This is a genomic window from Psychrobacter aquaticus CMS 56 (assembly GCF_000471625.1).
Classification (GTDB): Bacteria; Pseudomonadota; Gammaproteobacteria; order Pseudomonadales; family Moraxellaceae; genus Psychrobacter; species Psychrobacter aquaticus.
Genome location: NZ_AUSW01000034.1, coordinates 399,431 through 424,560, shown reverse-complemented (window position 1 = coordinate 424,560; position 25,130 = coordinate 399,431). Strand labels below are relative to the sequence as shown.

At 41.8% G+C, this 25,130-nt stretch carries 22 protein-coding genes; 17 read left to right on the top strand and 5 right to left on the bottom strand.

What is annotated here, in order from left to right; all coding sequences use genetic code 11:
- Window positions 1-79 precede the first annotated feature (79 nt).
- From M917_RS11410 to M917_RS11355, 12 genes are all read left to right on the top strand, one after another.
- Window positions 80-946 carry a hypothetical protein gene (locus M917_RS11410; protein WP_040642659.1) on the top strand — a complete coding sequence of 289 codons (867 nt, stop codon included), beginning with the start codon at window positions 80-82 and terminating at the stop codon, window positions 944-946.
- 150 nt (window positions 947-1,096) lie between these two features.
- Window positions 1,097-1,492 carry an ATP-dependent Clp protease adaptor ClpS gene (locus M917_RS11405; RefSeq protein WP_021815004.1) on the top strand — a complete coding sequence of 132 codons (396 nt, stop codon included), beginning with the start codon at window positions 1,097-1,099 and terminating at the stop codon, window positions 1,490-1,492.
- A gap of 471 nt (window positions 1,493-1,963) precedes the next feature.
- Window positions 1,964-4,516: an ATP-dependent Clp protease ATP-binding subunit ClpA gene (gene clpA / locus M917_RS11400; protein ID WP_021815003.1), complete on the top strand. Its 2,553-nt coding sequence runs from the start codon at window positions 1,964-1,966 to the stop codon at window positions 4,514-4,516.
- A gap of 140 nt (window positions 4,517-4,656) precedes the next feature.
- Window positions 4,657-5,394, top strand: coding sequence for a uracil-DNA glycosylase (locus M917_RS11395; protein WP_021815002.1), 738 nt, complete (start codon window positions 4,657-4,659; stop codon window positions 5,392-5,394).
- Between the two features lie 72 nt (window positions 5,395-5,466).
- Window positions 5,467-5,988: a tRNA adenosine(34) deaminase TadA gene (tadA, locus tag M917_RS11390; protein ID WP_051354273.1), complete on the top strand. Its 522-nt coding sequence runs from the start codon at window positions 5,467-5,469 to the stop codon at window positions 5,986-5,988.
- Between the two features lie 289 nt (window positions 5,989-6,277).
- Complete coding sequence (gene cmk / locus M917_RS11385; protein WP_021814999.1) at window positions 6,278-7,063, top strand: (d)CMP kinase; 786 nt, start codon at window positions 6,278-6,280, stop codon at window positions 7,061-7,063.
- Window positions 7,064-7,361: 298 nt separating this feature from the next.
- Complete coding sequence (rpsA, locus tag M917_RS11380; protein WP_200861769.1) at window positions 7,362-9,056, top strand: 30S ribosomal protein S1; 1,695 nt, start codon at window positions 7,362-7,364, stop codon at window positions 9,054-9,056.
- A 238-nt stretch (window positions 9,057-9,294) separates the two neighbouring features.
- Window positions 9,295-9,600: an integration host factor subunit beta gene (locus M917_RS11375; RefSeq protein ID WP_021814997.1), complete on the top strand. Its 306-nt coding sequence runs from the start codon at window positions 9,295-9,297 to the stop codon at window positions 9,598-9,600.
- Between the two features lie 113 nt (window positions 9,601-9,713).
- A complete protein-coding gene (locus M917_RS11370; RefSeq protein WP_021814996.1) occupies window positions 9,714-10,124 on the top strand; it encodes a lipopolysaccharide assembly protein LapA domain-containing protein in 411 nt (136 codons plus the stop codon).
- A 72-nt stretch (window positions 10,125-10,196) separates the two neighbouring features.
- A complete protein-coding gene (gene pyrF / locus M917_RS11365) occupies window positions 10,197-10,895 on the top strand; it encodes an orotidine-5'-phosphate decarboxylase (RefSeq protein ID WP_021814994.1) in 699 nt (232 codons plus the stop codon).
- 252 nt (window positions 10,896-11,147) lie between these two features.
- A complete protein-coding gene (locus M917_RS11360; RefSeq protein ID WP_021814993.1) occupies window positions 11,148-11,945 on the top strand; it encodes a metallophosphoesterase in 798 nt (265 codons plus the stop codon).
- Between the two features lie 98 nt (window positions 11,946-12,043).
- Complete coding sequence (locus M917_RS11355; protein WP_040642746.1) at window positions 12,044-12,880, top strand: histidine phosphatase family protein; 837 nt, start codon at window positions 12,044-12,046, stop codon at window positions 12,878-12,880.
- Between the two features lie 166 nt (window positions 12,881-13,046).
- Here the strand turns inward: M917_RS11355 and rpsT are convergent, their stop codons facing one another.
- Window positions 13,047-13,313: a 30S ribosomal protein S20 gene (rpsT, locus tag M917_RS11350; protein ID WP_010200097.1), complete on the bottom strand. Its 267-nt coding sequence runs from the start codon at window positions 13,311-13,313 to the stop codon at window positions 13,047-13,049.
- A 464-nt stretch (window positions 13,314-13,777) separates the two neighbouring features.
- Here rpsT and M917_RS11345 point away from each other — a divergent pair, with 464 nt between their 5' ends.
- The 5 genes from M917_RS11345 to M917_RS11325 all read left to right on the top strand — a co-directional run bounded on the left by M917_RS11345 (window position 13,778) and on the right by M917_RS11325 (window position 21,351).
- Window positions 13,778-14,479 (top strand): NAD-dependent epimerase/dehydratase family protein, encoded by a 702-nt coding sequence (locus tag M917_RS11345; protein WP_040642656.1) that lies wholly within the window; start codon window positions 13,778-13,780, stop codon window positions 14,477-14,479.
- 53 nt (window positions 14,480-14,532) lie between these two features.
- Window positions 14,533-15,066, top strand: coding sequence for a ribonuclease E activity regulator RraA (rraA, locus tag M917_RS11340; RefSeq protein WP_021814990.1), 534 nt, complete (start codon window positions 14,533-14,535; stop codon window positions 15,064-15,066).
- A gap of 144 nt (window positions 15,067-15,210) precedes the next feature.
- Window positions 15,211-18,915, top strand: coding sequence for a transcription-repair coupling factor (gene mfd / locus M917_RS11335; RefSeq protein ID WP_021814989.1), 3,705 nt, complete (start codon window positions 15,211-15,213; stop codon window positions 18,913-18,915).
- A 242-nt stretch (window positions 18,916-19,157) separates the two neighbouring features.
- Window positions 19,158-19,592 (top strand): HIT domain-containing protein, encoded by a 435-nt coding sequence (locus tag M917_RS11330; RefSeq protein WP_021814988.1) that lies wholly within the window; start codon window positions 19,158-19,160, stop codon window positions 19,590-19,592.
- Between the two features lie 475 nt (window positions 19,593-20,067).
- A complete protein-coding gene (locus M917_RS11325) occupies window positions 20,068-21,351 on the top strand; it encodes an adenylate/guanylate cyclase domain-containing protein (protein ID WP_021814987.1) in 1,284 nt (427 codons plus the stop codon).
- Between the two features lie 106 nt (window positions 21,352-21,457).
- On the opposite strand, the gene fdx is transcribed toward M917_RS11325, so the two are convergent.
- The 4 genes from fdx to iscA all read right to left on the bottom strand — a co-directional run bounded on the left by fdx (window position 21,458) and on the right by iscA (window position 25,045).
- The gene (fdx, locus tag M917_RS11320) at window positions 21,458-21,796 is read right to left on the bottom strand and encodes an ISC system 2Fe-2S type ferredoxin (protein ID WP_021814986.1); all 339 of its coding nucleotides are present in this window, start codon (window positions 21,794-21,796) and stop codon (window positions 21,458-21,460) included.
- A gap of 93 nt (window positions 21,797-21,889) precedes the next feature.
- A complete protein-coding gene (gene hscA, locus M917_RS11315) occupies window positions 21,890-23,770 on the bottom strand; it encodes a Fe-S protein assembly chaperone HscA (RefSeq protein ID WP_040642650.1) in 1,881 nt (626 codons plus the stop codon).
- 209 nt (window positions 23,771-23,979) lie between these two features.
- The gene (gene hscB / locus M917_RS11310; RefSeq protein ID WP_021814984.1) at window positions 23,980-24,561 is read right to left on the bottom strand and encodes a Fe-S protein assembly co-chaperone HscB; all 582 of its coding nucleotides are present in this window, start codon (window positions 24,559-24,561) and stop codon (window positions 23,980-23,982) included.
- Window positions 24,562-24,724: 163 nt separating this feature from the next.
- The gene (gene iscA / locus M917_RS11305; RefSeq protein ID WP_021814983.1) at window positions 24,725-25,045 is read right to left on the bottom strand and encodes an iron-sulfur cluster assembly protein IscA; all 321 of its coding nucleotides are present in this window, start codon (window positions 25,043-25,045) and stop codon (window positions 24,725-24,727) included.
- Window positions 25,046-25,130 lie beyond the last annotated feature (85 nt).

The window sequence follows — 25,130 nt, the reverse complement described above, 5'->3', positions numbered from 1 at the left end:
ATTCAGATTCATGGTGCTAGGTATTGATTATAAATTCCGTTATAATGATTTGCCTTTACTGTTAAGAGATACTATTTAAATGCGTGTCAAGCTTGTACGACGCCTTTGCTCACAGCCAGCACGTTCACCGTGCCAAAATTCTGCTTTCTATTACATGGAGCATAGACCTTATCTGCCTAAAAGCAGTGCTGGCTCGTTAAATGCAATAGGTGGGACGCAACGAGGAGCATCCACATTAGTCTTAGCACTCTTTGTCGTTGTAATATTAGTGACGGCTATCGTTGGACTGGTATTTGGTCACAAATTAGGCTATCAGCGTGGTTTTCATTCGATGCAAAATGAAACCAAGCAAGCAATGATCAATAGTACTGAGGCCACAAGAGAGCTTGAAAAATTAAGCCTCAGTCATAAAATAGCGACTAACCAAGCATCCACTGCCAAGCAGGAATTGGCGATCAGTCTGGCCAATCTCAACGAATTGCGTAAAAGTCAGCAAACCTTAACGGTTGAAAACAGACAGCTCTCCCAGCTCAATGAATTGTATGCAGATATCGTTAGTGATGAAGGCGGCATGCCTTTGCAGGTAATTGGTGCTGAGATTAAACCATTACCTGAAAATGCCTTTGAGTATGGTTTTGATGTTGGGATGCTCAGCAGTGATGGTAAAGCCAAACGCTTAACGCCCACATTGACGTTGCTTGATGACGACGATTTAGTGGAAGTACCGCTGGATCCGGCGGTCTATACGATTGAAGGTATTACCCGTATTCGTGGTCGCTTCACGATGCCATCTGGTTTTAAACCATTGCAAGTCAAACTTAGCTTACAAGCAGGCGGGCAGAAAGTAGAGCAGTTGTATAACTGGACACTTGGTGCTAGCGTTGATGGTATGCCGTTATCGCTTTTAGACTTACCAAAAGTTGATGAAAGCCCAATAGAGCCTTAATGAATTATTAGTCAACGATAGCGTTATTCAAAGTCATGAATGACGCTTATATGTAACGATTAAGCGTTATTACATGCTTAATTACCTGCCTTTAGAATCTTTCTTACTCCAAACTTACCTTATAATTATATTTTGATTATGATGAAAAAAATGATATTACAAGCTATACCGACGGTTTCTGATTGGCACTTTCCTAATATGCCTGTACCTCGTGCGCAAGATGGTGATACGGACGGTGAAACTGCGCCACAGACTGACGTGTTGGTGGCAGAACCAGAAGTGGCTAAACCACCCATGTATGCAGTGGTTATGTATAATGATAACTACACGCCGATGGAGTTTGTCGTCTACGTTTTGCAGTCAGAATTTCGTCATAGTATGGATTCTGCGGTCGAGATTATGCTGACGATTCACAACAGTAGTAAAGGCATCGCTGGTATTTATCCTAAAGATATCGCTGAGACTAAAGCTAAAAAAGTAAACAGTCTTGCGCATCGTGAAGGTTATCCGTTACTTACTCAAATAGAGCCGCATCAAGGCGAATAAAAATTGTACCTAAATTTTTCGTTTTTCTTTACTTTCACCGTTTCAACATCTTTGTTCTCATTTTTATCGCCATGTTTAAAATGAGGACACGCCCTAAATGAAGGTTGTCTAAACCCTTTATAACCTTTTGTATTATTCTATTACTTGTTTTCATTTCCTTGTTTGCTCATACGCTGTTATTTCTAAATCTACCAACATAAAATATGCTTCGATACACTTTAGTCTGTGTTAATAGATTGACTCTTCTTGAGTATCGTGTTGAGATAAAGAAAAGCATGTGTCAATTGTCAAAACCCTCCATCGACGATGAGTCGCATCGTATTTAAGTCGTTTATGCCCAATGTCTTTTATTGATGCTTGTTAATAATACGAATATTGCCCTTGAACAATCTATCTGTCGCCCTGATTTACTTACTAACTCATTCATAAAGCTATCAATTATTAAGATAGGTATAACTGTAGGAAGTCATTATGTTAAGTCGTCATCTTGAAGTTTCTTTGCGTTTAGCAATGACACTTGCGCGCCAAAAATCGCATGAGTATCTCACTGTTGAACATTTATTATTGGCATTGTTAGAAAATACCCACGCTGCCAATACATTGACTGCCTGTAACGCCAATGTTTCAACGCTACGTACCGAGCTGGAAGCTTATATTAGTAAGCACACGCCAACGGTAGATGCAGATACGGAGCAATCACCGCAGCCGACACAAAGTTTCGATCGTATTTTGCAACGCGCTATTTTTCATGTGCAATCTATTGGTGGTGGTCGCCTGGTCGAAGGCTCAGATATTTTGGTCTCTATGTTTTCAGAACATGATACTTACGCGGTTTATTTACTTAAAAAGCAGGGCATTAGTCGTCTTGAGCTGACTCAGTATTTATCTCATGGTCAAGACAAGGATGAACCAGCAGAGCCACGTGCTTCTGTGACTGGTGAGCGCCGTAGTGCATCCGAGAAAACCAGCAAAGATCCATTGGTGGAGTTTGCTACTAATTTGAACCAGCGAGCCGCAGAAGGAAAGACAGACCCATTGATTGGGCGTGCTTCTGAGATTGAGCGTGCTGCTCAAGTACTGTGTCGCCGCCGCAAAAATAATCCGTTATTGGTCGGTGAGCCGGGTGTTGGCAAAACTTCTATTGCTGAGGGTTTGGCATGGTTAATTATCAATGATAAAGCACCAAAGCCACTTAGTGGTTGCGTGATTTATAGCCTTGATATTGGTTCGTTAATTGCAGGGACTAAGTATCGCGGTGACTTTGAAAAACGTATGAAATCACTGCTTGACGCACTCAAGAAAAAGCCGAACGCCATTTTATTTATTGATGAAATTCATATGATTATCGGTGCAGGCTCCTCCATGAGTAGCAATATGGATGTATCAAATCTAATTAAACCCGCACTTGCCAATGGTGAGCTACGCTGTATTGGTTCGACGACTTTTACGGAGTATCGTCAGGTCTTTGAAAAAGACCATGCACTTTCACGTCGTTTCCAAAAAATCGATGTAAAAGAACCAAGTGTGGATGACACCATTGATATTTTACGTGGTCTCAAAACGCGTTATGAAGAGTTTCATAATGTTGAATATACAGATGAAGCACTAGTCACAGCAGTACAATTATCAGCCAAGCACATTCATGAGCGTTTTTTGCCAGATAAAGCAATTGACGTCATTGATGAAGCAGGTGCTTATAAGCGTTTGGGTGTGATTCCTGATGCCGACGACATCGATGCTGAAGAAAGTTTCATTGCGGATATAGAGCAAGACTTTGATGCGCAGATTGATGCCGATGTTGAAGGAATTGATACCGATAATGATAATGAAATGCAAGATGAAGCAAAATCTGCCAAAGCGCATGATCGCGCCAATACAGATGATAAACCAAAATTACCTAAGGCCAAAAAACCACCGATGAAAATTGATGTGGCTGATATCGAAGCCATCATTGCTAAGCTAGCTCGCATTCCGCCCAAATCAGTATCGAGTGATGACAAGAGTATTCTCGAGCACTTGGATCGCGATCTAAAGCATTTGGTGTTTGGTCAGGATGAAGCGATTGCGACGCTTGCTGATGCGATCAAGCTGTCTCGTGCTGGTCTAAAAGCACCAGACAAGCCGATTGGTTCATTCATGTTTGCAGGGCCGACAGGCGTTGGTAAAACAGAAGTCTCTCGTCAGCTAGCCAATCTGCTAGGCGTAGAGCTGATACGTTTTGATATGTCAGAATATATGGAAGCTCATACCGCTTCGCGCCTCATTGGAGCGCCGCCAGGTTACGTGGGTTTTGATCAAGGTGGCTTGTTGACTGAAAAGATCAATCAACATCCACACTGTGTGTTATTGCTTGATGAGATCGAAAAAGCGCATCCCGATGTGTTCAATTTGTTGTTGCAAGTGATGGATCATGGCACATTGACTGATAATAACGGTCGTGTTGCTATCTTTAAGCAAGTGATTGTCATTATGACGACGAATGTCGGTGCAGATAGCATTAGTCGCTCTTCTATGGGCTTTACGCAGCAAGATCATAGCCGTGACAATACCGAATCACTCAAACGTGTATTTACCCCTGAATTCCGTAACCGTTTAGATGCAATTATTCAGTTCAATCCATTGGATCCGTCAGTGGTGGTATCGGTGGTCGATAAATTCTTGGTTGAGCTACAGGTGCAGCTTGATGATAAGCAAGTCACTTTAGAGATTGATGATGACGTGCGTGATTATTTGGCCAATAAAGGCTATGATCGCCTCATGGGTGCCCGTCCAATGCAGCGCTTGATTCAAGATGAGATCAAAAAGCCATTGGCAAGTATGATTTTATTTGGTGAATTGGTTAATGGCGGGGTAGTACATCTTACCTTGGAGCCTGAAGCAACCGAGGCACAAAAAGATGATGCTATTAATCTCGGTAAGAATAGCAGCAAGTCTTCAGATAAAGGTTCGGCCGACAGCCGTATTATCTTGACAGTGGTTGAGACGCATGAGCCACATCCAGATTCTGAATCATTAGCCAGCTAAACCATTACGACTAATATTATAGAAACGGTTGCTATATTATAAAAACGGTTACTGCGGTAGCCGTTTTTTTATTGCTATAATTTATAATAAAATCTATAAACTGTTTTATATCTCTTATAAAAAATACAAAAGGACATATTATGGAACTTTTTGATGAGAAAATAACAAAAACTCCAGCGCAAAAACAGACAATTTTAGACAATGTCCGTCTTCCAGAAGATTGGAAAATGGCATTATCAGAAGAATTAACATCAGATAATATGGATAATTTACGGGATTTTTTAAAGGATGCCTATCAGTCAGATGACAGTATTTATCCACCTGCACCACTGATATTCAATGCGCTTAACTTAACGCCATTATCACAGGTTAAGGTGGTTATCTTAGGACAAGACCCTTATCATGGTCCGGGGCAAGCCATGGGCTTATCATTTTCTGTTCCCAAAGCCATTCCAAAGCCCCCATCGCTCAATAACCTACTCAAAGAGATGGCAGATGATATTGGTATTCATCCATCCAAGCATGGTGACTTAACTTATTGGGCGCAGCAAGGAGTTTTGCTATTGAACAGCTCATTGACTGTACAAGAGGGAGAGCCGAATAGCCATCAAAATAAAGGCTGGGGGCAATTTACTGACGCTGTGATTGATGCGGTCAATGAGCAAACAGAGCATACCGTATTTATCTTATGGGGTAGTAAAGCGCAAAAAAAGGGTAAGTATATCGATACTAGTAAACATCTGATTTTGACAGCGGTACATCCTTCGCCACTTGCGGCCAATCGGGGTGGGTTTTTTGGTTCTAAACCGTTTTCTAAGACCAATGACTATCTACTGCAATATGGTCAAACGCCGATTGATTGGCAGTTGCCACAGTAAATGCTAATCAATCCAATGACAAACCTACCGCCTTATCAGTTTATGAATGGTCAGTTAATAAAGGGTCCGTTTATGAATGGCTTACCGATAAGTGAGGCGTTTGCTACCTGTACATTTTGGTCAGTTCAAGATGTTAAATGGATGCAAAAAGCGCTTCAGTTGGCCAAACAAGGAGCCAAAGCTGGAGAAGTGCCAGTAGGTGCTGTATTGGTGCACCATCAGCAGATTATTGGTCAAGGGTTTAATGAACCGATTGGCCGTCATGATGCGACGGCTCATGCTGAGATTGTTGCGCTAAGAGATGCTTGTGCGCGCCTAAAAAACTATCGTTTACCCCTCCAAACCACCTTATATGTCACTTTAGAGCCTTGTACAATGTGCATTGGCGCGTTGATTCATGCACGAGTTGATAGATTGATATATGCAGCAAGCGAGCCGCGGGCTGGGATGGTCGGTAGTCAAATGAATTTATCAGTACAGCCCTTTTATAATCATAATATTCATGTACACCGTGGCTTATGTAGCGATCATAGTAGTCAGATGCTTAAAGCATTCTTTCGTGAGCGCAGAAAAGCTGCGAAAAACATTACATGAGTAACACCAATCTCAAAAATTAGAGTAGCAAGGAAAACGAGCGTAAGTACTGCTTGTTTTAGGCCAAATGAGTTTGACGTAGCCAATCGTATTTTTTGGGTTTGGTATAATTAACAAGATATTGGTCTTGTTGCTAGTGATTGATTCGTTTCTTTGCTATAATATTGCCCTATTTGATGGCGAAACGTTACAGTCGCCGCCAAGTATTTGGTAAATTATTCAATAAATATCGTTCTGTTGCTGGCATACTAAAAACCGCACAAGTAGCGCCTACTGTTAAGTGAATATTATGACTGTCTGCACACCTGATGACTTATTTAAGAGTAGTGATACCTTGCTTAATAGTGATAATGACCAAGCGCTGCCATTGCGTTATCCTGTTATTTGTATCGATGGGCCAAGTGGCGCGGGTAAGGGTACAGTTACATGGCGCTTAGCACAAGCGTTAGGCTATCAGTTACTAGACTCAGGTGCCTTGTATCGTATTGTAGGACTCAAAGCCTTTGAAGCTGGGTTAATCTCTGCTGATGTTAGTCAAGCAATTGATGAGATGGCTGTTTTGGCATTAACAAAAAGTTTAGATATTGCTTTTGTGCCTAACAATGAGTCAGGATGTGTTGATATTATCGTAAACGGTGAGGCAGTAGGTGAGCAAGTCCGTAACGAAACGGTCGGTGGCTATGCATCGCAGGTAGCGGTGTTTCCAAAAGTTCGTCAAGCATTGCTAAAGCTACAACAAGATATGGCAACCCGTTCAGGATTGGTTGCTGATGGCCGTGATATGGGTACGGTAGTCTTTCCAGATGCCGATGTAAAAGTTTTTTTAACAGCAAGTGCTGAAGCACGTGCTAAGCGCCGCGTAATGCAGCTAGTCAATGCTGGTCAAATAGCCGATTTTGAGACAATTTTAGCAACGATTAAAGCCCGTGATGATCGTGATGAAAACCGTGCGACGGCACCATCAAAACCTGCAAAAGATGCATTACTGTTAGACAGCTCAACATTAGACGCGGATATGGTCTATGAGCAAATAAAAAAACACTGTCAAGAAAAGGGTATTGTTTTTATTCATTAATAAAAACAACACAGTAAGTACTAAAAAACTCCCTATAAAGGTTGGATTTAGTATAAAATTGCAGTGACGAAACTTGACTCTTTTAAAAAATTTATAAAAGAACAAGATTTCTAAGATACATATAAAGTGTTTTGATATAAAACGGTTGTTGCTAATGAGTTTGTTCAATCATTTGCTTATTATCAACAAACGTTTTTTTATATGAATGTATGAGATATAAAACCAGTATTCTCGTTTTATACAATCATAAATTTGATCCGTACTGTGCTGGACAGGATACGGCTATACAAAGGTAGACATAATGGAATCATTTGCTGAACTATTTGAAGCGAGCATCGAAGAAACAGGTCTGGATATCGAGCGTGGCTCGGTTATCACCGGTACTGTTGTCGCCATCGATAACGACTGGATCACTGTTGATACTGGTCTAAAATCTGAAGGTATCGTCGCTCGTGAAGAGTTTTTAAGCGAAGAAGGCGAACTTGAAGTTGAAGTTGGCGATAGTGTTGATGTCGTAGTTGAAGCGGTTGACAACGGTATGGGTCAAACCTTACTGTCACGTGAAAAAGCCAAACGCGTTGAAACTTGGAATATCCTTGAAAAAATCTCTGATAATAATGAGATCGTAAAAGGTATTATTTCAAGCAAAGTTAAAGGCGGCTTTACCGTAGATATCGGTTCAGTACGTGCGTTCCTACCAGGTTCATTGGTAGATGTGCGTCCTATTCGCGACACGACACACCTTGAAGGCAAAGAGCTTGAATTCAAAGTTATCAAACTTGACCAAAAGCGTAACAACGTAGTTGTTAGCCGTCGTGCAGTTATGGAAGCTGAAAACTCAGCTGAGCGCGAAGAGCTATTGAACAAGCTTGAAGAAGGCATCGAGATCGAAGGTATCGTTAAGAACCTAACTGATTACGGCGCATTCGTTGATCTTGGTGGTATTGATGGTCTATTGCACATCACTGACATGGCATGGCGCCGTATCAAGCATCCATCTGAAGTTGTTGAAGTTGGCCAAGACTTGAAAGTTAAAGTATTGAAGTTTGACCGTGAGCGCAATCGTGTTAGCCTAGGTCTAAAACAACTTGGTACTGATCCTTGGGATAACGTTGGCGGTACTTATCCAGTAGGTAGCGTTGTTAAAGCACGCGTCACTAACTTGACTGACTATGGTTGTTTTGCTGAGATTTCTGAAGGTATTGAAGGTCTAGTACACGTATCAGAAATGGATCATACCAACAAAAACATTCACCCATCAAAAGTTGTTCAAGTGGGCGATGAAGTTGAAGTAATGATTCTTGATATCGACGAAGAACGTCGTCGTATTAGCTTAGGTATCAAACAGACTCTAGCCAATCCATGGGATGAGTTTGATAAGAAACATGAGCGTGGTGATAAAATCACTGGTACGATCAAATCAATCACTGACTTCGGTATCTTTATCGGTCTAGACGGTGGTATTGATGGCTTGGTTCATCTATCTGATATCTCTTGGAACGAAACTGGCGAAGACGCTATTCGTAACTACAATAAAGGCGACACTGTTGAAGCAATGGTATTGTCAGTAGATGCAGAAGCAAACCGTATCAGCCTAGGCGTGAAGCAGTTAAGCTCTGATCCATTCAACGAATACCTAGTCAACAATGATCGCGGTGCTATCGTTAATGGTAAAGTAAAAGAAGTAGATGCTAAAGGCGCTACTATTGAGCTTGCTGATGAAGTTGAAGCTTACCTACGTGCCTCTGAAATTCAGCGTGACCGTGTTGAAGATGCGACTAAGCATCTGAGCGTTGGTGATGATGTTGAAGCTAAGATCATCAGTGTTGATCGTAAAACACGCAATATCAACTTGTCTATCAAAGCGAAAGACGAAGCGGAAGAGCGTCAAGCGATTAAAGACCTTGGTAGCACGAACACTACTACTGCTGCTTCAAGTTCTGATGCTCAGCCAAAAACGATTGGTGATTTGATCAAAGAACAAATGCAGTAATCGGTAAGATATTGATATAAAAGTAATATAAGAAAAGCGACTCCGGTCGCTTTTTTTTATGATTGCATTTTGATACGAGTTTCATCATTGAGGTTTTTAGTCAAATTGGCAAACTTTTATTCCTATTTACTGCAATATCCGTTATCATTTGCAACATTGAGTAACGAGATGTGAATCAATAGATGTTCAGTTTGATTCATAATCATCTTATCCATCAATCGATAAGGCAAGCGTAATAATGCAACAAACGATTAATAAGTCTGAATTTATTAGTAATCTGAGTGCGAACTGTGACAATATGGCTGATGCGGTGGTCGATGACGCAGTGCGTGAAATATTAAATCTGATGACCCATACTTTGGCCAATGATGGGCGAGTAGAGGTTCGGGGGTTTGGCAGTTTTTGCTTACATCATCGCCGTGCACGCATGGGTCGCAACCCTAAAACAGGAGAAAGTGTCCCTGTTCCTGCTAAAGCCATTCCGCATTTTAAGCCGGGTAAAGCACTACGTGAAGCAGTCAATGATAAAGTTGCAAATAGTTAAGAGTAGTCATAAACTATTGATTAAATAAAATATTTTAAAGTAATTCGCTAGCTGCTTTTGCATGATTTTATCTTTAAAATATCCCTGATACGCCAAACCGAGGTATATATCTTATGCGATTCTTACTGTTTGTTTTACTGTTTTTAAGCTTTGCTTATTCGCTTGGTTTGGTATTGGCAAATAATACTGAAATAGGCGTAAATCTACTATTCTCGCAAGCACCTACGATGAATTTAGGATTGCTACTGATTCTTTGTCTCATACTTGGTGTGGTCATTGGTATCTTATTGGCATTACTCATATTTCGTGTATTACAGAATAAATGGGAAATCTCACGTCTGCAAAAGGCAAATGCAAATTTGCAGGAGCAATTGACACAAGCAAATATCGTTATCGACCGCCAAGCAAACGCTCCAACGGTAGAAGAAGCGGTCTATGGTGCAACAGCTACCAATGTACATGAAGACGCCGCACATAATTTAGATACAAATTCGACCTTAACCAAGAAAAAACGCGACTATTGATTGAATAATGAATATGTTGTTGAGACGGCTAAACATAATAATTTGATAAACTCGATATAAAATGGCATACCGATGAATAATACAATCCATTCTCCAGTGATAGTCGCATTAGATAACATGACTATGGAGGCATCTTTAGCGTTAGCTGACCAATTAGACCCCACATTGTGTCGATTAAAAGTCGGTAAAGAGCTATTTACCCGCTGTGGACCTGAAATCGTTAAGACGCTACATCAGCGTGATTTTGACGTGTTTTTGGATCTAAAATTTCATGACATTCCTAACACGACCGCGCAAGCAGTATTGGCAGCGGCAGAGTTAGGTGTATGGATGGTCAATGTCCATGCAAGTGCTGGTTTAGAGGCGATGTCACTGGCCAAGCAGCGTTTATTAGAAGGTGGTTTTGACACATTACTGATTGCAGTTACGGTCTTAACCTCTATGGACAATCAAGCACTGATGCAAACGGGCATCGTTGACGGTTTGGATGCCCAAGTGAGTCGATTGGCGCAATTGACCAAACAGGCAGGTCTTGACGGGGTCGTTTGCTCAGCACAAGAAGCCAAAGTACTTAAATCCTTATGTGGTAATGATTTCAAGCTTGTTACTCCTGGTATTCGTTTGCTTGAAGACAATGCTGATGATCAAAAACGTATCTGTACGCCAAAGCAGGCCTTGAGTGATGGATCAGATTATCTGGTTATTGGTCGTTCAATTACTCAAGCTGCCGATCCTGCTGCTAAACTGCAAACCATACTCCAAAGCCTCTAAAGAAGCGTCTACAAAAAATATCTAGCGTTACATAGCTGGAAAATAGTAGAAAAGGCAGCCTAACTCGCTGTCTTTTTTACTTTTTGTTGATTAGTAAAAAAGTGCTACACTATTTGAACTTACGCTTATACAAACCCTGAAAATTACGATCGGCTATGCTGGACTTGCGTAGGCTATGGAGTGTAGTACTCATGCTCTTTTACTTTTCACTCAAATTTTTGAAAATAGCACCTTTGGATAATATTAAATAATATGAAATTACAGATTTTAAGTGACTTACATATTGATAGCTATGCTCGTCAGTCGCATCCGATAGGGCATATCCCTAAGACTGATGCAGACGTGGTACTAGTAGCGGGAGACACAGCCAATAGTGATAGCGGTATGCCGTGGCTACAAGCGCAAGCAACACGCTTACAAGTGCCGCTGATTACGATATCCGGCAATCATGAATATTTTAATGAAGACGTGCTACATTTTGATGAGAAGTTAGCGACGTGGGACAATTATAGTGATGAGTTAAAGCAAGGTGTTAGAGTGCTACAGTGTCAACATATGGATATTGGTGAAGTGCGCATCTTAGGTTGCACACTGTGGACGGACTATCAGTATCAAGCCAATGAGGATACCATGGCTGCTGCCATGCGGTTTATGCGTGATTATAAGCAAATCCATGCTGGTAGTGAGCTATTTTCACCTCAGGTTTCAATGCAAATCCATGCTGAGCAACGCCAATGGCTTCAGCAAGCATTGATAACGGCTAAAGAGCTCGGCAAAAAAACTGTCGTAATGAGTCATCATAGTATTAGCCCGTTATCGGTGTCTGAAAAATATGCGGATTTGCCGAGTAATGCTGCTTTTGTCAGTGACTTATCTGAGTGGATGCACGAGGATTGGGCACCGGCACTTTGGGTGCATGGTCATACTCATGAAGCATTCGACTACCGTATTGGTAAAACACGCGTCATTGTCAATCCGCGTGCTTATCCCAATGAGGTGAGTAGTACGGCTTTAGAATTTGCATGGGATAGAGTGATTGATCTTGATTAAAATATCTCTACTATTAGCGTTATGAATTTCTCGACACACCTTAAAACTGAATGGATATTTTATTCATTCTTATCAAAAAATCTGCTACGCTTATGACTATGAGCAGAAATCCTAGTACTCCTTTGTCAAAACTATCCGCTGAGAAACTTGCGAGTCATACTCCAAGTGCGCCAGCGCCTTCACACCTACCTGAGAGTATGATTGCTTCGGTCAGTCTACTGCCTGAAGATAAACGGCTGATTTTATTTACCAGACATTCTCTACGTGAGCGCTCTGACGGTAATGGCTTTGCCAGTTATCAGCTGCCACTGACACCCAAAGGTCGCGTGTTGGCGAAGTCTTGGGGACGTTGGTTGGCAGGACATTTGCCATATTCACTCGACGTCGATAGCATCTCAAGCCCTATCGGTCGTTGTATTGATACAGCGCAGCTAATGCAAGAAGGAGCAGGGCTAAAACGTGAGATCTCGCACCAGTCTTTACTGGTCGAGCCAGGCAGCTTAGTTACTGAACCCGACATTGCCAATCCAATATTCAAAGAAATTGGTGTTCTTAATTTTATCAATCGATTTTTACAGGGCAATCTTGAAGGCACCAAAAATGCCTACCAAGGTGGTCTCGATATTTTATCACTTTTCTATCAGAATCAGCCACAACATGGGCATTTGATGCTTGCTGTCAGTCATGATACTTTACTGTCCGCATTTTTAGCAGTGATGTTTGATGTGATCGAGATAGATTGGAATGACTGGCCAAAGATGATGGAGGGCGTGTTTTTGTGGTTTGATGACAAGCCTTTTGAGCAAGCCAACGCGTATTTTGTATGGCGCGGTGAGGTATATATTCGCCCGATAAGTGCTTTATTAGACGGTTACCGTGCAGCAGGCTTCCACCCCAGCAAACTATTATTACCACCAGAAGTGAAATGGACATAAGACTTAAACGGGTTTTCTTTGTTACTCATGTTTTCAAATAAGATAGGAAATCTGCATTGCTATTTATGTCATTATTTTTTAAACAGACATAAAAAAACCTCACCACTAGGGTAAGGTTTTAGTCATCACACGTTTAACGCGTGATGCGGTCTAAACGATACAATTCTTAAGCTTGTAGGCCTTTAATTGTTTTGTTTAGGCGGCTCTTACGACGAGCAGCTTTATTCTTATGAATAATACCTTTGTCAGCCATACGATCAAGAACTGGTACCGCTTTTTTATAAGCTTCGGTAGCCGCATCATAATCTTTGGCTGCGATAGCCGCATCAACACGTTTTAAGTAAGTACGAACCATAGAGCGTTGTGACGCAGAGTTCTGACGACGTTTGGTGTTTTGACGGGCGCGTTTACGAGCTTGTGCAGTATTAGCCACGCGTATCTCCTTGATAAAGACGGATAAAATATGAATGTTGATTGCAATAATGGGTTTAACAATCATCGGTGACGAGCAGCCGTCTCGTCAAACATGATGTCGATGTCTAATACTAAAGTATCTAATATCAATAGATCATCGCAAGCGCCATAACTGTTTGGAATAATTAAACAGCGTTGACGTGTAAAGCCGGATATTTTAGCAAATTATTGCGCTTAGAACAATATGTTTGATGATTAATGCTCAAAGAAGTTGTGCTGTCACATGAATTACTGATGTTTTCGGATGTTTATAAGAGAGTTTTTTAAAGCGAATCGACTATAGCTGATAAAATCTCTTACAATAAACCCTGTAGAATAACGTCAGTTATGCGTTAATTTAGGTATGATACTAAGGCGACGGGTGTCTAAAATATGTATTTTCTCATCGTCATAAATTTTCAACCGTATATAAGTGGATAGGATATGCAGCGAAAAGCAATTGTAATTGGTGCGACAGGACTGGTAGGGCAGCATCTTGTTAAACAGCTGAGTGAACTTTATGATACGTTAATTGTGATTGCAAGGCGTCCGCCACGCTATATTAATGTTAGCATGCGTTTTTATCAGGTCAATGATTTTGATAACTTAGCAGAAATATTTGCAAGTGTTGGCGTTGATCGAAAGACAGATGCCTTTAGCTGTCTTGGTACTACAAAAAAGCAGGCTGGTAGCAATGAAGCTTTTCGAAAAATTGACCATGATTACAATGTGAATTTTGCCAAACTTTGCCAAGAAAAAGGCGTTGAAAATTTCTTTTTATTGTCTTCAATGAATGCCGATATTGACAGTCGCTTTTTATACAATCGGGTAAAAGCTGAGACGGAACAGTCTATTATGGCGTTAGACTTTGCGCAGGTCGTCATTTTCCGTCCTTCATTATTGCTTGGCAAACACCAAGGACGTCCCCTAGAGAGTATTGGACAAAAGGCCTTTCAGCTGATTTCGCCTCTAGTGTCAGAGTCATTGTCACTGCACCCTATTTCTGCCAAACGTGTCGCTAGTGCGATGGCGATGAGCGCGCAAGATATTTACGAACGTAGCAAATATCGTACTGATCCTATAATGCAGAAAACGGTTATTATCGAAAATAAGAAAATGCTGGCGATGACCAGAGTAAAACACTAAACGATAAGTGATTAATAATAGCGTTTTAATGATTGAAAACGAGGAGTCGGACTATGCCAGAAGTAACAGCGATGCATAAAGAAAATTTTGTGACATGTGATTTGTTGGATGCCAATCCTGAATCGCAGGTGTGCTTGCCTAATATTGAGGGAAAGTCGTTTCACAGTTTTGGTGGCAAAGACAGATTTTGCGGTGAGATTGTGACGGTGAAATGTTTTGAGGACAATAGCCGTGTTAAGTCGTTATTAAACAGTAGCGGCAAAGACAAAGACGGCAACGGTAAGGTATTGGTTGTCGATGGTGGTGGCTCTATGCGTTGTGCGTTATTAGGTGACATGATTGCACAATCAGCGATAGATAATGGTTGGGTTGGTGTCGTTGTATACGGCTGTGTCCGTGATGTTGATGACATGGCTGAGATGGATATTGGGGTGATGGCACTAGGTTGTATTCCGCGCAAATCAACCCGTCGAGATGAGGGACAAACTGATATCGAAATTAGCTTTGGCGATTTAATCTTAAGCTCGGGCATGTTTGTTTATGCGGACAATAACGGTATCATCGCTAGTGGCCAGCCATTAATTTAAGTTTATCTTATGCGCATTTATCTTTTGATTTCTTTTAAATCTAAATGGCAGTGCTAAATGACAAACCGTTACGGCATACATTTTGGTAATTGCTTAAATATTCGTATAATAGTCATCTGACTCTTAACTTTGATCCTATCCTTTATGCCTATCACTGCTTTGACTGACGCGTTTGACCCTATTAACCAGCAGTTATTTCCTATTCAGAACGCGCAGCGGCGTTGGCTTGCGCCTGTGCATGGTGCAGTCAGTAGTTTGTGGCTTGCAAGTTTGATGCAGGCGCCGATATGGGAGGTCGCTGATCGTCTCAAAGTCGTGGTGACACGCGACCAAAACCAGCTCAATCAAATAGAGACAGAGTTGGCATTTTGCGGTGTTGATGCCTACGTATTTCCCGATTGGGAAACACTGACTTATGATGAGCTATCTCCGCATCAAGACATCGTGAGCGAGCGTATTAACTTATTGACTGATATGCCGACCTCAGGTGTGTTGCTTATCTCAGTGCAGGCGTTGATGCACCGTGTGGCGCCGCCAAGTTGGCTGATTGGCCAGCATTTTGATTTGAGTGTTGGTGATCGATTTGATATCAATACTCAGCGTGAGCTACTGGCAAAGGCAGGTTATCGCGCGGTTGAAAATGTCTTTGAGCCGGGCGAGTTTGCTGTTCGTGGTAGTATCATTGATATCTTTGCGATGGGTCAGCCATTTCCACTGCGTCTAGATTTGTTCGATGACGAAATTGAAACGATTCGTTTCTTCAATCCGCAGACTCAGCGTACTTTGACCGTTGAAGATCTCAATGCCATGATGACAGGTAATGACAGTAGTATGGCGAAAGAGTCATTGTCTCTACTGCATAAACTACCAGATATCTCAAAGCCCATTGAACAATTTCAAATACTACCTGCAAAAGAGTTTCCACTCGATGAAGGACGTGAGACTTTCCGTACCAATTTTGCAGCGATGTTTCCTAATGCCAGTAGCCGTAAGTTTGAGCTGCACAAAGATGTCATGGCAGGTATTGCGAGCAGTGGTCTTGAATATTATCAGCCGCTATTTTTTGATGCAGAGGATTGGCAGGCAGAAAGCAGCCTATTTGCTTATTTGCCCAGCGACGCACTGTTCATAACTGATGAGTTGATTCATGAAAAGCAGGCAGATTATTGGTCGCAAATCCAGCGCCGCTATGAAGAGCGTCGTCACGATATTGATAAACCCATCGTCGCACCTGAGCTGCTGTATTTATTATCCAATACCCTTAACGAGTATCTCAATCACTATCCACGCGTGATATTAAGTGCGCGTGATGAATTGGCTGCCATGACGGATGTCGCTGCGATTGACAGTGAAGACGCCGCATTAGAGGGTCTTACACCCAATAACAAGCAAGGGCTGGTGACATTAAGCGCTCAAGAGCCACCGAAACTGCCAGTCAACCATCAAAAGACTGAACCTTTAACCGAATTACTAGAGTTTTTGAACCGACAAGCGCAAACCGCGACACCAGTATTGGTGGTTGCTGAAACAGCGGGTCGACGTGAGATTCTGATTGAATTGTTTAAAGGTAAAATTGATATCAAAGCTTATGATAGCTTTGAGGCATTTTTAGCAGCAGATAAAACAACTGGTTTTAGTGGTAACAAACGACCACAGGTCGGTTTGACAGTTGCGCCCATTGAGCGTGGCGTTTATGTGCCGGAACGCTTGGTATTGATTAGTGAAACGCAACTGTTTGGTAGGCAGGTACTGCAAACGCGCCGCCGCCGTCAAAGCGGTGTGTCAGAAGAGTTTTTGGTAAAGAGTGTCACTGAAATAACGGAAGGCAGTCCAGTTGTTCATATTGAGCACGGTATTGGTCGCTATAATGGTTTGATTACCTTGGATGTTGGCGACGGTGAGCAAGAGTTTATCCATCTAAAATATGCTGATGAAGCCAGTATTTATGTACCAGTAGCCAACTTACAAATGATTAATCGTTATAGTGGCGGCGATCCAGCGCTCGCGCCGCTGCACAAGATTGGTAGTGGAAAATGGGACAAGGCTAAGCAAAAAGCATTAGAGCAAATCCACGATGTTGCTGCAGAACTCCTAAATATACAAGCACGGCGCGAAGCAAAAGTGGGCATTCACTTTAAAATAGACAGCTCACAATATGAGCTATTCGCTAGCCAATTCGCTTTTGAAGAAACGCCCGACCAAGCGAATGCCATCCATGCGGTGATGGAAGACATGAGACAAAACCAGCCGATGGATCGTCTCATTTGCGGAGACGTGGGTTTTGGTAAAACAGAAGTCGCCATGCGTGCCGCTTTCATTGCGGTTAGCGCCGGCTATCAGGTTGCCGTATTAGTACCGACCACACTGCTGGCAGGTCAGCATGAAGACAATTTCCGCGATCGCTTTGCTGATTGGCCAGTACGTATTGAGACCTTGTCGCGTTTTGGCGGTAAAAAGCATCAAGATACGGTATTGGCGGATTTGGCAGCTGGTAAGGTTGATATCGTCATTGGCACTCACAAGCTATTGCAACCTGATGTAAAGTTTTCTAATCTAGGACTGATGATTGTTGATGAAGAACATCGCTTTGGTGTGCGTCATAAGGAGCGCATCAAGGCGATTCAGACCGATGTCGATAGTATGTCAATGACAGCAACTCCAATTCCTAGAACGCTCAATATGGCGTTGTCAGGAATGCGTGATATGTCGATTATTGCCACGCCACCTGCACGCCGTTTGGCGATTAAAACCTTTGTGATGCAAAAAACAGAGGCACTATTGAAAGAAGCGATCTTGCGTGAGTTACTGCGTGGCGGACAGGTATATTTACTGCACAACGATGTGGCTAGTATTGAGCGTATGGCGGAGACCATACGTGAGCTAGTTCCTGAGGCACGCGTAGGCGTTGCTCACGGGCAAATGCAAGAGCGTCAACTTGAACAAGTGATGCAGCAGTTTTATCATAAAAAATTCAATGTGTTAATTTGTTCGACTATTATTGAAACGGGTATTGATGTCCCAAATGCCAATACGATCATCATTGAGCGCGCTGATAAATTTGGTCTTGCCCAGCTGCATCAGCTTCGTGGCCGTGTTGGTCGTAGCCACCATCAAGCTTACTGCTATCTGCTTGTGCCCTCTATTAAAGGTCTTAAAGGGGATGCCAAACGCCGCTTGCATGCCATCGAGCGAGCTAACACGCTTGGCGCTGGATTTATGCTGGCAAGCGAAGATTTAGAAATTCGCGGCGCAGGTGAAATCCTAGGCAAGCAACAAAGTGGTAATATGCAGGCGATTGGTTTTAGCTTATATATGGATATGCTTGAGCGTGCTACTAAGGCAATTAAAGCGGGCAAAGAGCCTGATTTGAGTACACCTTTGTCATTAACCAGTGAGATTAATCTGCACAGCTCTGCGTTGATACCAGAAGAGTATTTGCACGATGTGCATCAGCGTTTGTTGTTTTACAAACGCATTAGCAATGCTGATGATAAAGAAGCGCTGACAGACATTCGTACCGAAATGATTGATCGTTTTGGCACACTGCCTGATCAAACTAAGCAACTATTTGCTGTCCATGGTTTGCGCTTACAGGCAGAGCCACTTAAGATCAATAAGATTGATGCCAATAGCAGTAGCATGACGCTTGAATTTGCACCAGATACACCAGTGGATGCGCTGGCTATCATTAAATTGATTCAGACAAATGGTCAGCACTATCGTATGAATGGCGCTTCTGGTATTCGCTATCAGGATGCTAATAAATTGGCAACGCCGCAACAGCGTGTCACCGTAATTCAAGAGTTATTACGCTATTTTAGTGAGCATATGGTGGAAGAGTCGGCGTAACTGGATTTGATGATAGCGATATGCCAGTTATAGTGGCTTAATAGGGTAGAGAAGTAACGCCAAGGTGAAATGCTAAGGCTATCGGTGATGGTGCTATTTTATCGGATGGATAACTGATAAAATAGCGACACTATATATTTAGCCTATTATGGTTTTAACGTATTATATTTTTAACCTATTGAATTTTACCTTTTCACATTTTATTTTTTTTCTTCAAGCTTCATAACAAGAGAACCGTCATTATGTTCCAACTTCATCATAAACTTGCTGCTGACAGTTTTTTAGTGGGTGATTTTCCACTATCAACGTGTCGTTTAATCAATGATTGCCAGTTTCCGTGGTTGATATTAGTGCCGCGTGTATCAGGTATTAAAGAGTTGTACGAGTTGTCTGAGGCCGATCAAACGCAGTTTTTACGTGAGTCTAGCTGGTTATCGAGCCAGCTTGCTAAGACTTTTCAAGCAGATAAAATGAATGTGGCAGCACTCGGTAATCAAGTGCCACAGCTGCATTTTCACCATATCGTTCGTTATCAAAACGATATGCAGTGGCCGAACCCAGTATGGGGTGTACCTGCTGTGCCTTATACCAAAGAAGTATTGGCACAGATGCAACAGACCCTCATGATGGCATTACGTGGTCATCATCAAATGCCGTTTGATTGGCAAATGCAATAAAATATTAGGTCGCATTGAAACGATAGAAGTTTTGTGACTAATCGCATGTGAATACATAAAGAAGCCAGATACCAATTAGTATCTGGCTTCTTTCGTGTTGCTCTATTCAAATAATTTAGGCAGTATCTATCACTAAATGATATCAGTTAACTGATAAAGGGTGTTTCTTTAGTTATCGATGACCTAGGCTTTGCTTTATGTAAAAAGTATAATATATTTTTATAAAATTTAGTGCATAGCTTATTATAAAAAACAATAACATATTTATAGTGTTATTAGATTATTGTTACGTATCATACGTTTTCCTTTAGCCTGCTAGATAAAGCGAACACTTTATATGCCTTTTTTAGACACGCTGAAATTGAAGCTCCCGTCAAAAAATGAGGGAGTTTGTCGATTTGATTACCCAGAAGTTTTTGTTTTAATCCTTACTGTCATATCACTGGCTTTTTATTTTGATTTTCGTCCTACCTCAATGGCGTTACTGGTTGTTATTACTCTACCAGGTTTGATGATTCTGATTTATAACTATCGACAGCAAACAAGCTTCTGGACCTCTAATCTTGTTATTATTTTACTGTCCGTCGTTATTGGGTCACTACAGTTTTGCCCTGTAATATCACTCAGTCTGGCTTCGTTGATTGGTATACGCATCATCGTTAGTGGCTCTGAAAACTACCTAAAACTTCTGACAGTAGCGTTGGTGACAGCCGTTGTCTTTTATTATGTTGGTGCCATTTTGGGTAGTGCTGATATGGGCTGTGATGAGAATTGGGTTTCCACTATAGTATTTTTGGCAAGTATGGCTGTTATCTTGTGGCAGTTTTGGCATGTTTACCAAGAATATACCAATTATAAAGTACGTGCTCGTCAGGCAACGGGGCGTCTTGGGACGATGGTTTCAGTCATCAATAAATTGACTCGATTTGTACCGCCGCAAATTTGGGAACCGATTGTAAGAACAGACAGTCTTGTTAGTGTCTCAAATAAGCGTGCAAAGCTGACGATTATGTTTTCGGATATTATAGGCTTTACTGAGCTGTCCGACAGTTTAAGCTCTGACAATTTGGCCGATATTTTGAATACGTATATGCACTGTATGACCTTGATTGCTGAGAAACATGGCGGGGTTCTTGATAAGTTTATCGGCGATGGTATGGTGTGTTTTTTTGGTGAGCCAGACAGTCGTGGTTCGCGGCAAGATGCGCTAGATTGTGTGGCAATGGCGATAGACATGCGCCGTGAAATGCGCACGTTAAGACAAAAATGGCGGTTAATGGGTTTTGAGGGCTTGTATATACGTATTGGTATTACGACAGGCTATTGTCATGTTGGTAATTTTGGCAGTAACAATCGTCTCAGTTATACATTAATTGGTAAAGAAGCCAATTTAGCGGCAAGACTGGAAGCGAGCGCTGGTAAAGACGAGATATTAGTCAGTGAGAGTACGTACGATTATGTTTGTCATAATTATGAGTGTCAGCATGCAGGCGCTTTTCAGCTAAAAGGCTTTGATAAGAAAGTTGAAGCGTGGCACATATTGGATCCCGATGCTCAAAAAGGCCATTTGTCAAAGTGGGTTGATCACACATTACCTGGTTTTAATTTGCATCTAAATTTTAAAGATATGAAAGACAATGACTATCAAGACATTAGGGATCGATTAAATTTTGCGCTGGAACGTATCGAGCAAGAGCAAGAAAAAGTAGCAATGAGCATAGCGGAAGAAATCAAACGTAGTGACACTAAGCATGGATAAATGATTAAAAATTAAAATCCTCCAAGATTGGGTACAAAAAAGCCAGCTATTGCAACGATAGCTGGCTTTCTTCATATAACGACAAAGTAGTGTTTACTATTGGCGCTTAGTGGTTTTCTTTGGCATGGTTAAGCGTGTATTTAGGAATCTCAATGGTCAGATCTTCATCCTCAAGCATAACTTGACAAGACAAACGTGAGTCAGGCTCTAGTCCCCAAGCGCGATCCAATAAGTCCGCTTCGATATCATCCATTTCATCTAAACTATTAAATCCCTTACGCACGACCACATGACAGGTGGTACATGCTTTTGACATCTCACACGCATGCTCAATCTTAATACCTTTTTCTAATAACGCTTTACATAAGTTCTCGCCAGCCGCTAGTTCGACTTCAGTCCCTTCAGGGCAAATCTCGTGATGGGGTAGTACAGTAATTTTTGGCATAAATCGTCTTTCCGATGCTAATCAATTTAAAGAAGTAAGAATACGAAAGGTCTATGTGATATGACATTTAAGTCATATGGCTAAACGTGTCTGCTACCAATCTTGGGCGCTCGTGCCTGCCATGCTGGCTTTCACGCTTTGATTCATAATACGAGCAGCAAAGGCATCACTATGTGGTTTGAGCTGTGCTTGCTTAGTTTCAATAAGTGCTAAATCATTAGTGCTGAGCACGGTTTTTAGCGACTGTATTTGCTCTGCTAAAGTGAGTTGTTCATCAGAAGACAACAATGCTGAAAATTCATTAAGTGCGGACTCTAAGGCCAATACTTCACGCTCAGCTTCGACTCTGGTTTCGATCAAAGAGCGCGCATTTTTGTCTTCTTCTGCATGCTTAAATCCTGCAACCAGCAACTGCTCTTTTTGCTCATCCGATAAACCATACGACGGCACAATCTCGATCTTGCTTTCTGTTTTGGTGGTGGTCTCTTGGGCGCTGACGGTGAGCTGTCCGTTGGCATCAATGCTAAAGGTGACTTCAATACGGGCAAATCCCGCTTTCATCGGTGGGATGCCATATAACTCAAAGCGTCCAAGTGAGCGACAGTTTTCTACGGTTTCACGCTCACCTTGTACCACATGAATAACCATGCCAGTTTGACCGTCTTGATACGTGGTAAATACTTGACGTTTTTTGACAGGAATAGGTGTGTTACGTGGGATAAGCACTTCAACCAGACCACCCATGGTTTCCAAACCAAGTGATAGGGGCGTTATGTCCAACAATAATATATTATTGTCACTACTACCATTGACCAATTGATGTGCTGTTTGCGCTGCGCCTAAGGCGACTACTTCATCTGGATTCAGACAGCAAAGTGGCTGTTTGTCAAAAAACTCAGTCACGATTTTTTGAATGGCAGGCATACGGGTCGAGCCACCGACTAAGATAACTTCGTCTAAATCTGTGGTAGACAGTTTAGCATCACGCAGTACTTGTTCGCATACGCTTAATGTGCGGCGGCTAACAGGCTCTACGATCGCCAATATATCAGTGCGGTGCAATACACCTTTAAAAGACTGCTCATTGATAGTGACACTAATATCGACCTGCTCAGCATCAGTCAATGCTTGTTTGTACGCTTTGGCTTGTTGCGCAAGTATTGACTTGTCATGACGACTTACGTCTTTTGGATCAATGCTTAATTGCTTGATGATCCAATTGGTTATGAGACGGTCAATATCATCACCACCTAATGCACTATTACCACCAGTAGCCAGCACCTCAAATACACCGTCATTTAGCTTTAAGATAGATACATCAAAAGTGCCGCCACCCAAATCATATATCAGATAGTAGCTTTCTTTATTATTATCTTGAGTATGCTGATCGAGACCATAGGCGACTGCCGCAGCCGTTGGTTCATTTAATAAGCGTAATACGTTAATGCCAGCAGCTTGTGCAGCATCTTTAGTTGCTTGACGCTGGGCTTCATCAAAGTAAGCTGGAACGGTAATTACTGCCCCTTCAATACTGTCTGCAGGCAAGGCACTCGTTGCACGCTGCTCAAGCGCGGCTAATATACGTGCTGAGACTTCGACAGGAGAGACCTTACCTTGAGCAGTGACAAATGCTGGCATATCATCTTTGCTACCAGACAGCTCATAAGGATGCGAGAATTTGATATCAGCTTGGCTACGACCCATAAAACGCTTAGCCGAGACAATCGTATTTTTTGGATCATCTGCTAAACGGGCTAGGGCATCATAGCCGACCAAAGGGTTACCTGTACTTGGGTAATAGACGACAGAAGGTAACAAGGTATCTGTTGCTGAACCTGCCTCTAAGACTTGCGCCTTGCCAGAACGCACCACAGCAACCAATGAGCGTGTGGTACCAAGGTCGATTCCCAGACCAAAACGATGCTGGTGAGGTTGGGCGCTTTGATTGGGTTCGGCAATTTGCATTAAAGACATAAGGATAACTCAGAGATAAAATGAATAAGTGAAATGGGGCAAACATAGCATAGGCAGTATTATAGCTTAACGGCTACATCTTCATTCTAATGATAGGACGTTCAGTAGCTAAGCTGGTTTAAAGCCAGAGATTATAAGGTATAGACGATACTATTTTAACCCAATATTTAGAATATAACTCTTGAATAAGACATGTAGTTTATAGTTATCTAAACGTACAGATCATCGTCATCTGAATGTTCAGCAGTGGCGACGTCATCAAGACCAGTCGTCACATCCGCATTCAATTTGACCAAAAATTTCAGCTTTTGTGTCGCATCAATTGCCGTTTGCCAGTCTTGGTTTTTGTAAGCACTATCAAAGCGCTCAGACTGTTCTGTTAGACGTTCTGTAATTTGAGGATGTAGCTGCTGTAAATTTGGAAGATCTTTGCTATTAATAGCGTCATCCAAGTCCATTCGCATTTCCATCGCGTCTTCTAAAAAATCTAAGTCTGCGATTGAGTGTTCCACATTTTGTGCTTGATCTGCCATATCTAACAGATAGCTGGCACGGCTATCAGGCGCGCTTAAGGTTTGATACGCTTGATTGATGAGTGCTGAGGCTTGCTCAGAATGCTGTTGGGCTTCAGCAGCATCTGTTAAGTTTTTGGCAACATTATCAGGGTGATAGCGTTTCTGTAACAGGCGCAGATGTTGATCAAGACTGGCTTGATTGACTTCAAATTGTACAGGCTGCTCAAATAGGGCAAAGAAGTTATCAAACTGTGCTTCTGGAGTAATGTCTGTCATATCATACGCCTTGCTTTTTTATTTGTTTTTAAAATCTGCGTTTGCCTAAAAATTTTTCTCTACTTGGCTTTTTAGCTACATTGTTATTATTAACAATGACACTGATAAAACCAGACCCGTTATTGATTGTATATAGGTAGAAAAGCTTTTTGCGATCAAGTTATCAAACGGTAAAAGACTCACCGCAACCACATTCCCCTTTCTGATTGGGATTGGTGAATTTGAAGCCTTCGTTTAGACCTTCTTTTTCGTAGTCCATTAACAAACCATCTAAATAGACTAAGCTTTTAGGGTCAATAAATATACTAACGCCGCGACTTTCATAGCGCGTGTCATTCTCGTCAGGGGTATCTACAAACTCTAAAACATAAGCTAAGCCCGAGCAACCCGCCGTACGGATACCAACTCGAATACCTTCACCTTTACCGCGATTGTCCAAAAAGTCTCGAACATGCTGAGCGGCGCGTTCTGTCATTTCAATCATGCCAACTCCCATTGACTATTAATAATCATAAATATCAATAAAAAATTTATATAAACTGGCAATCAAGTTGAAGAGATTGCCAAAA

What these genes read in the sequence shown, in the direction of transcription:
- hscA (WP_040642650.1), bottom strand. Translation starts at nt 23,770, where the DNA reads ATGTCTTTAATGCAAATTGCCGAACCCAATCAAAGCGCCCAACCTCAC.
- M917_RS11375 (WP_021814997.1), top strand. Translation starts at nt 9,295, where the DNA reads ATGCAACAAACGATTAATAAGTCTGAATTTATTAGTAATCTGAGTGCG.
- iscA (WP_021814983.1), bottom strand. Translation starts at nt 25,045, where the DNA reads ATGATTGAAATGACAGAACGCGCCGCTCAGCATGTTCGAGACTTTTTG.
- mfd (WP_021814989.1), top strand. Translation starts at nt 15,211, where the DNA reads ATGCCTATCACTGCTTTGACTGACGCGTTTGACCCTATTAACCAGCAG.
- M917_RS11410 (WP_040642659.1), top strand. Translation starts at nt 80, where the DNA reads ATGCGTGTCAAGCTTGTACGACGCCTTTGCTCACAGCCAGCACGTTCA.
- M917_RS11395 (WP_021815002.1), top strand. Translation starts at nt 4,657, where the DNA reads ATGGAACTTTTTGATGAGAAAATAACAAAAACTCCAGCGCAAAAACAG.
- M917_RS11330 (WP_021814988.1), top strand. Translation starts at nt 19,158, where the DNA reads ATGTTCCAACTTCATCATAAACTTGCTGCTGACAGTTTTTTAGTGGGT.
- M917_RS11355 (WP_040642746.1), top strand. Translation starts at nt 12,044, where the DNA reads ATGAGCAGAAATCCTAGTACTCCTTTGTCAAAACTATCCGCTGAGAAA.
- rraA (WP_021814990.1), top strand. Translation starts at nt 14,533, where the DNA reads ATGCCAGAAGTAACAGCGATGCATAAAGAAAATTTTGTGACATGTGAT.
- fdx (WP_021814986.1), bottom strand. Translation starts at nt 21,796, where the DNA reads ATGCCAAAAATTACTGTACTACCCCATCACGAGATTTGCCCTGAAGGG.
- hscB (WP_021814984.1), bottom strand. Translation starts at nt 24,561, where the DNA reads ATGACAGACATTACTCCAGAAGCACAGTTTGATAACTTCTTTGCCCTA.
- cmk (WP_021814999.1), top strand. Translation starts at nt 6,278, where the DNA reads ATGACTGTCTGCACACCTGATGACTTATTTAAGAGTAGTGATACCTTG.
- clpA (WP_021815003.1), top strand. Translation starts at nt 1,964, where the DNA reads ATGTTAAGTCGTCATCTTGAAGTTTCTTTGCGTTTAGCAATGACACTT.
- M917_RS11405 (WP_021815004.1), top strand. Translation starts at nt 1,097, where the DNA reads ATGATATTACAAGCTATACCGACGGTTTCTGATTGGCACTTTCCTAAT.
- M917_RS11345 (WP_040642656.1), top strand. Translation starts at nt 13,778, where the DNA reads ATGCAGCGAAAAGCAATTGTAATTGGTGCGACAGGACTGGTAGGGCAG.
- M917_RS11325 (WP_021814987.1), top strand. Translation starts at nt 20,068, where the DNA reads ATGGCGTTACTGGTTGTTATTACTCTACCAGGTTTGATGATTCTGATT.
- M917_RS11360 (WP_021814993.1), top strand. Translation starts at nt 11,148, where the DNA reads ATGAAATTACAGATTTTAAGTGACTTACATATTGATAGCTATGCTCGT.
- pyrF (WP_021814994.1), top strand. Translation starts at nt 10,197, where the DNA reads ATGAATAATACAATCCATTCTCCAGTGATAGTCGCATTAGATAACATG.
- tadA (WP_051354273.1), top strand. Translation starts at nt 5,467, where the DNA reads ATGAATGGCTTACCGATAAGTGAGGCGTTTGCTACCTGTACATTTTGG.
- M917_RS11370 (WP_021814996.1), top strand. Translation starts at nt 9,714, where the DNA reads ATGCGATTCTTACTGTTTGTTTTACTGTTTTTAAGCTTTGCTTATTCG.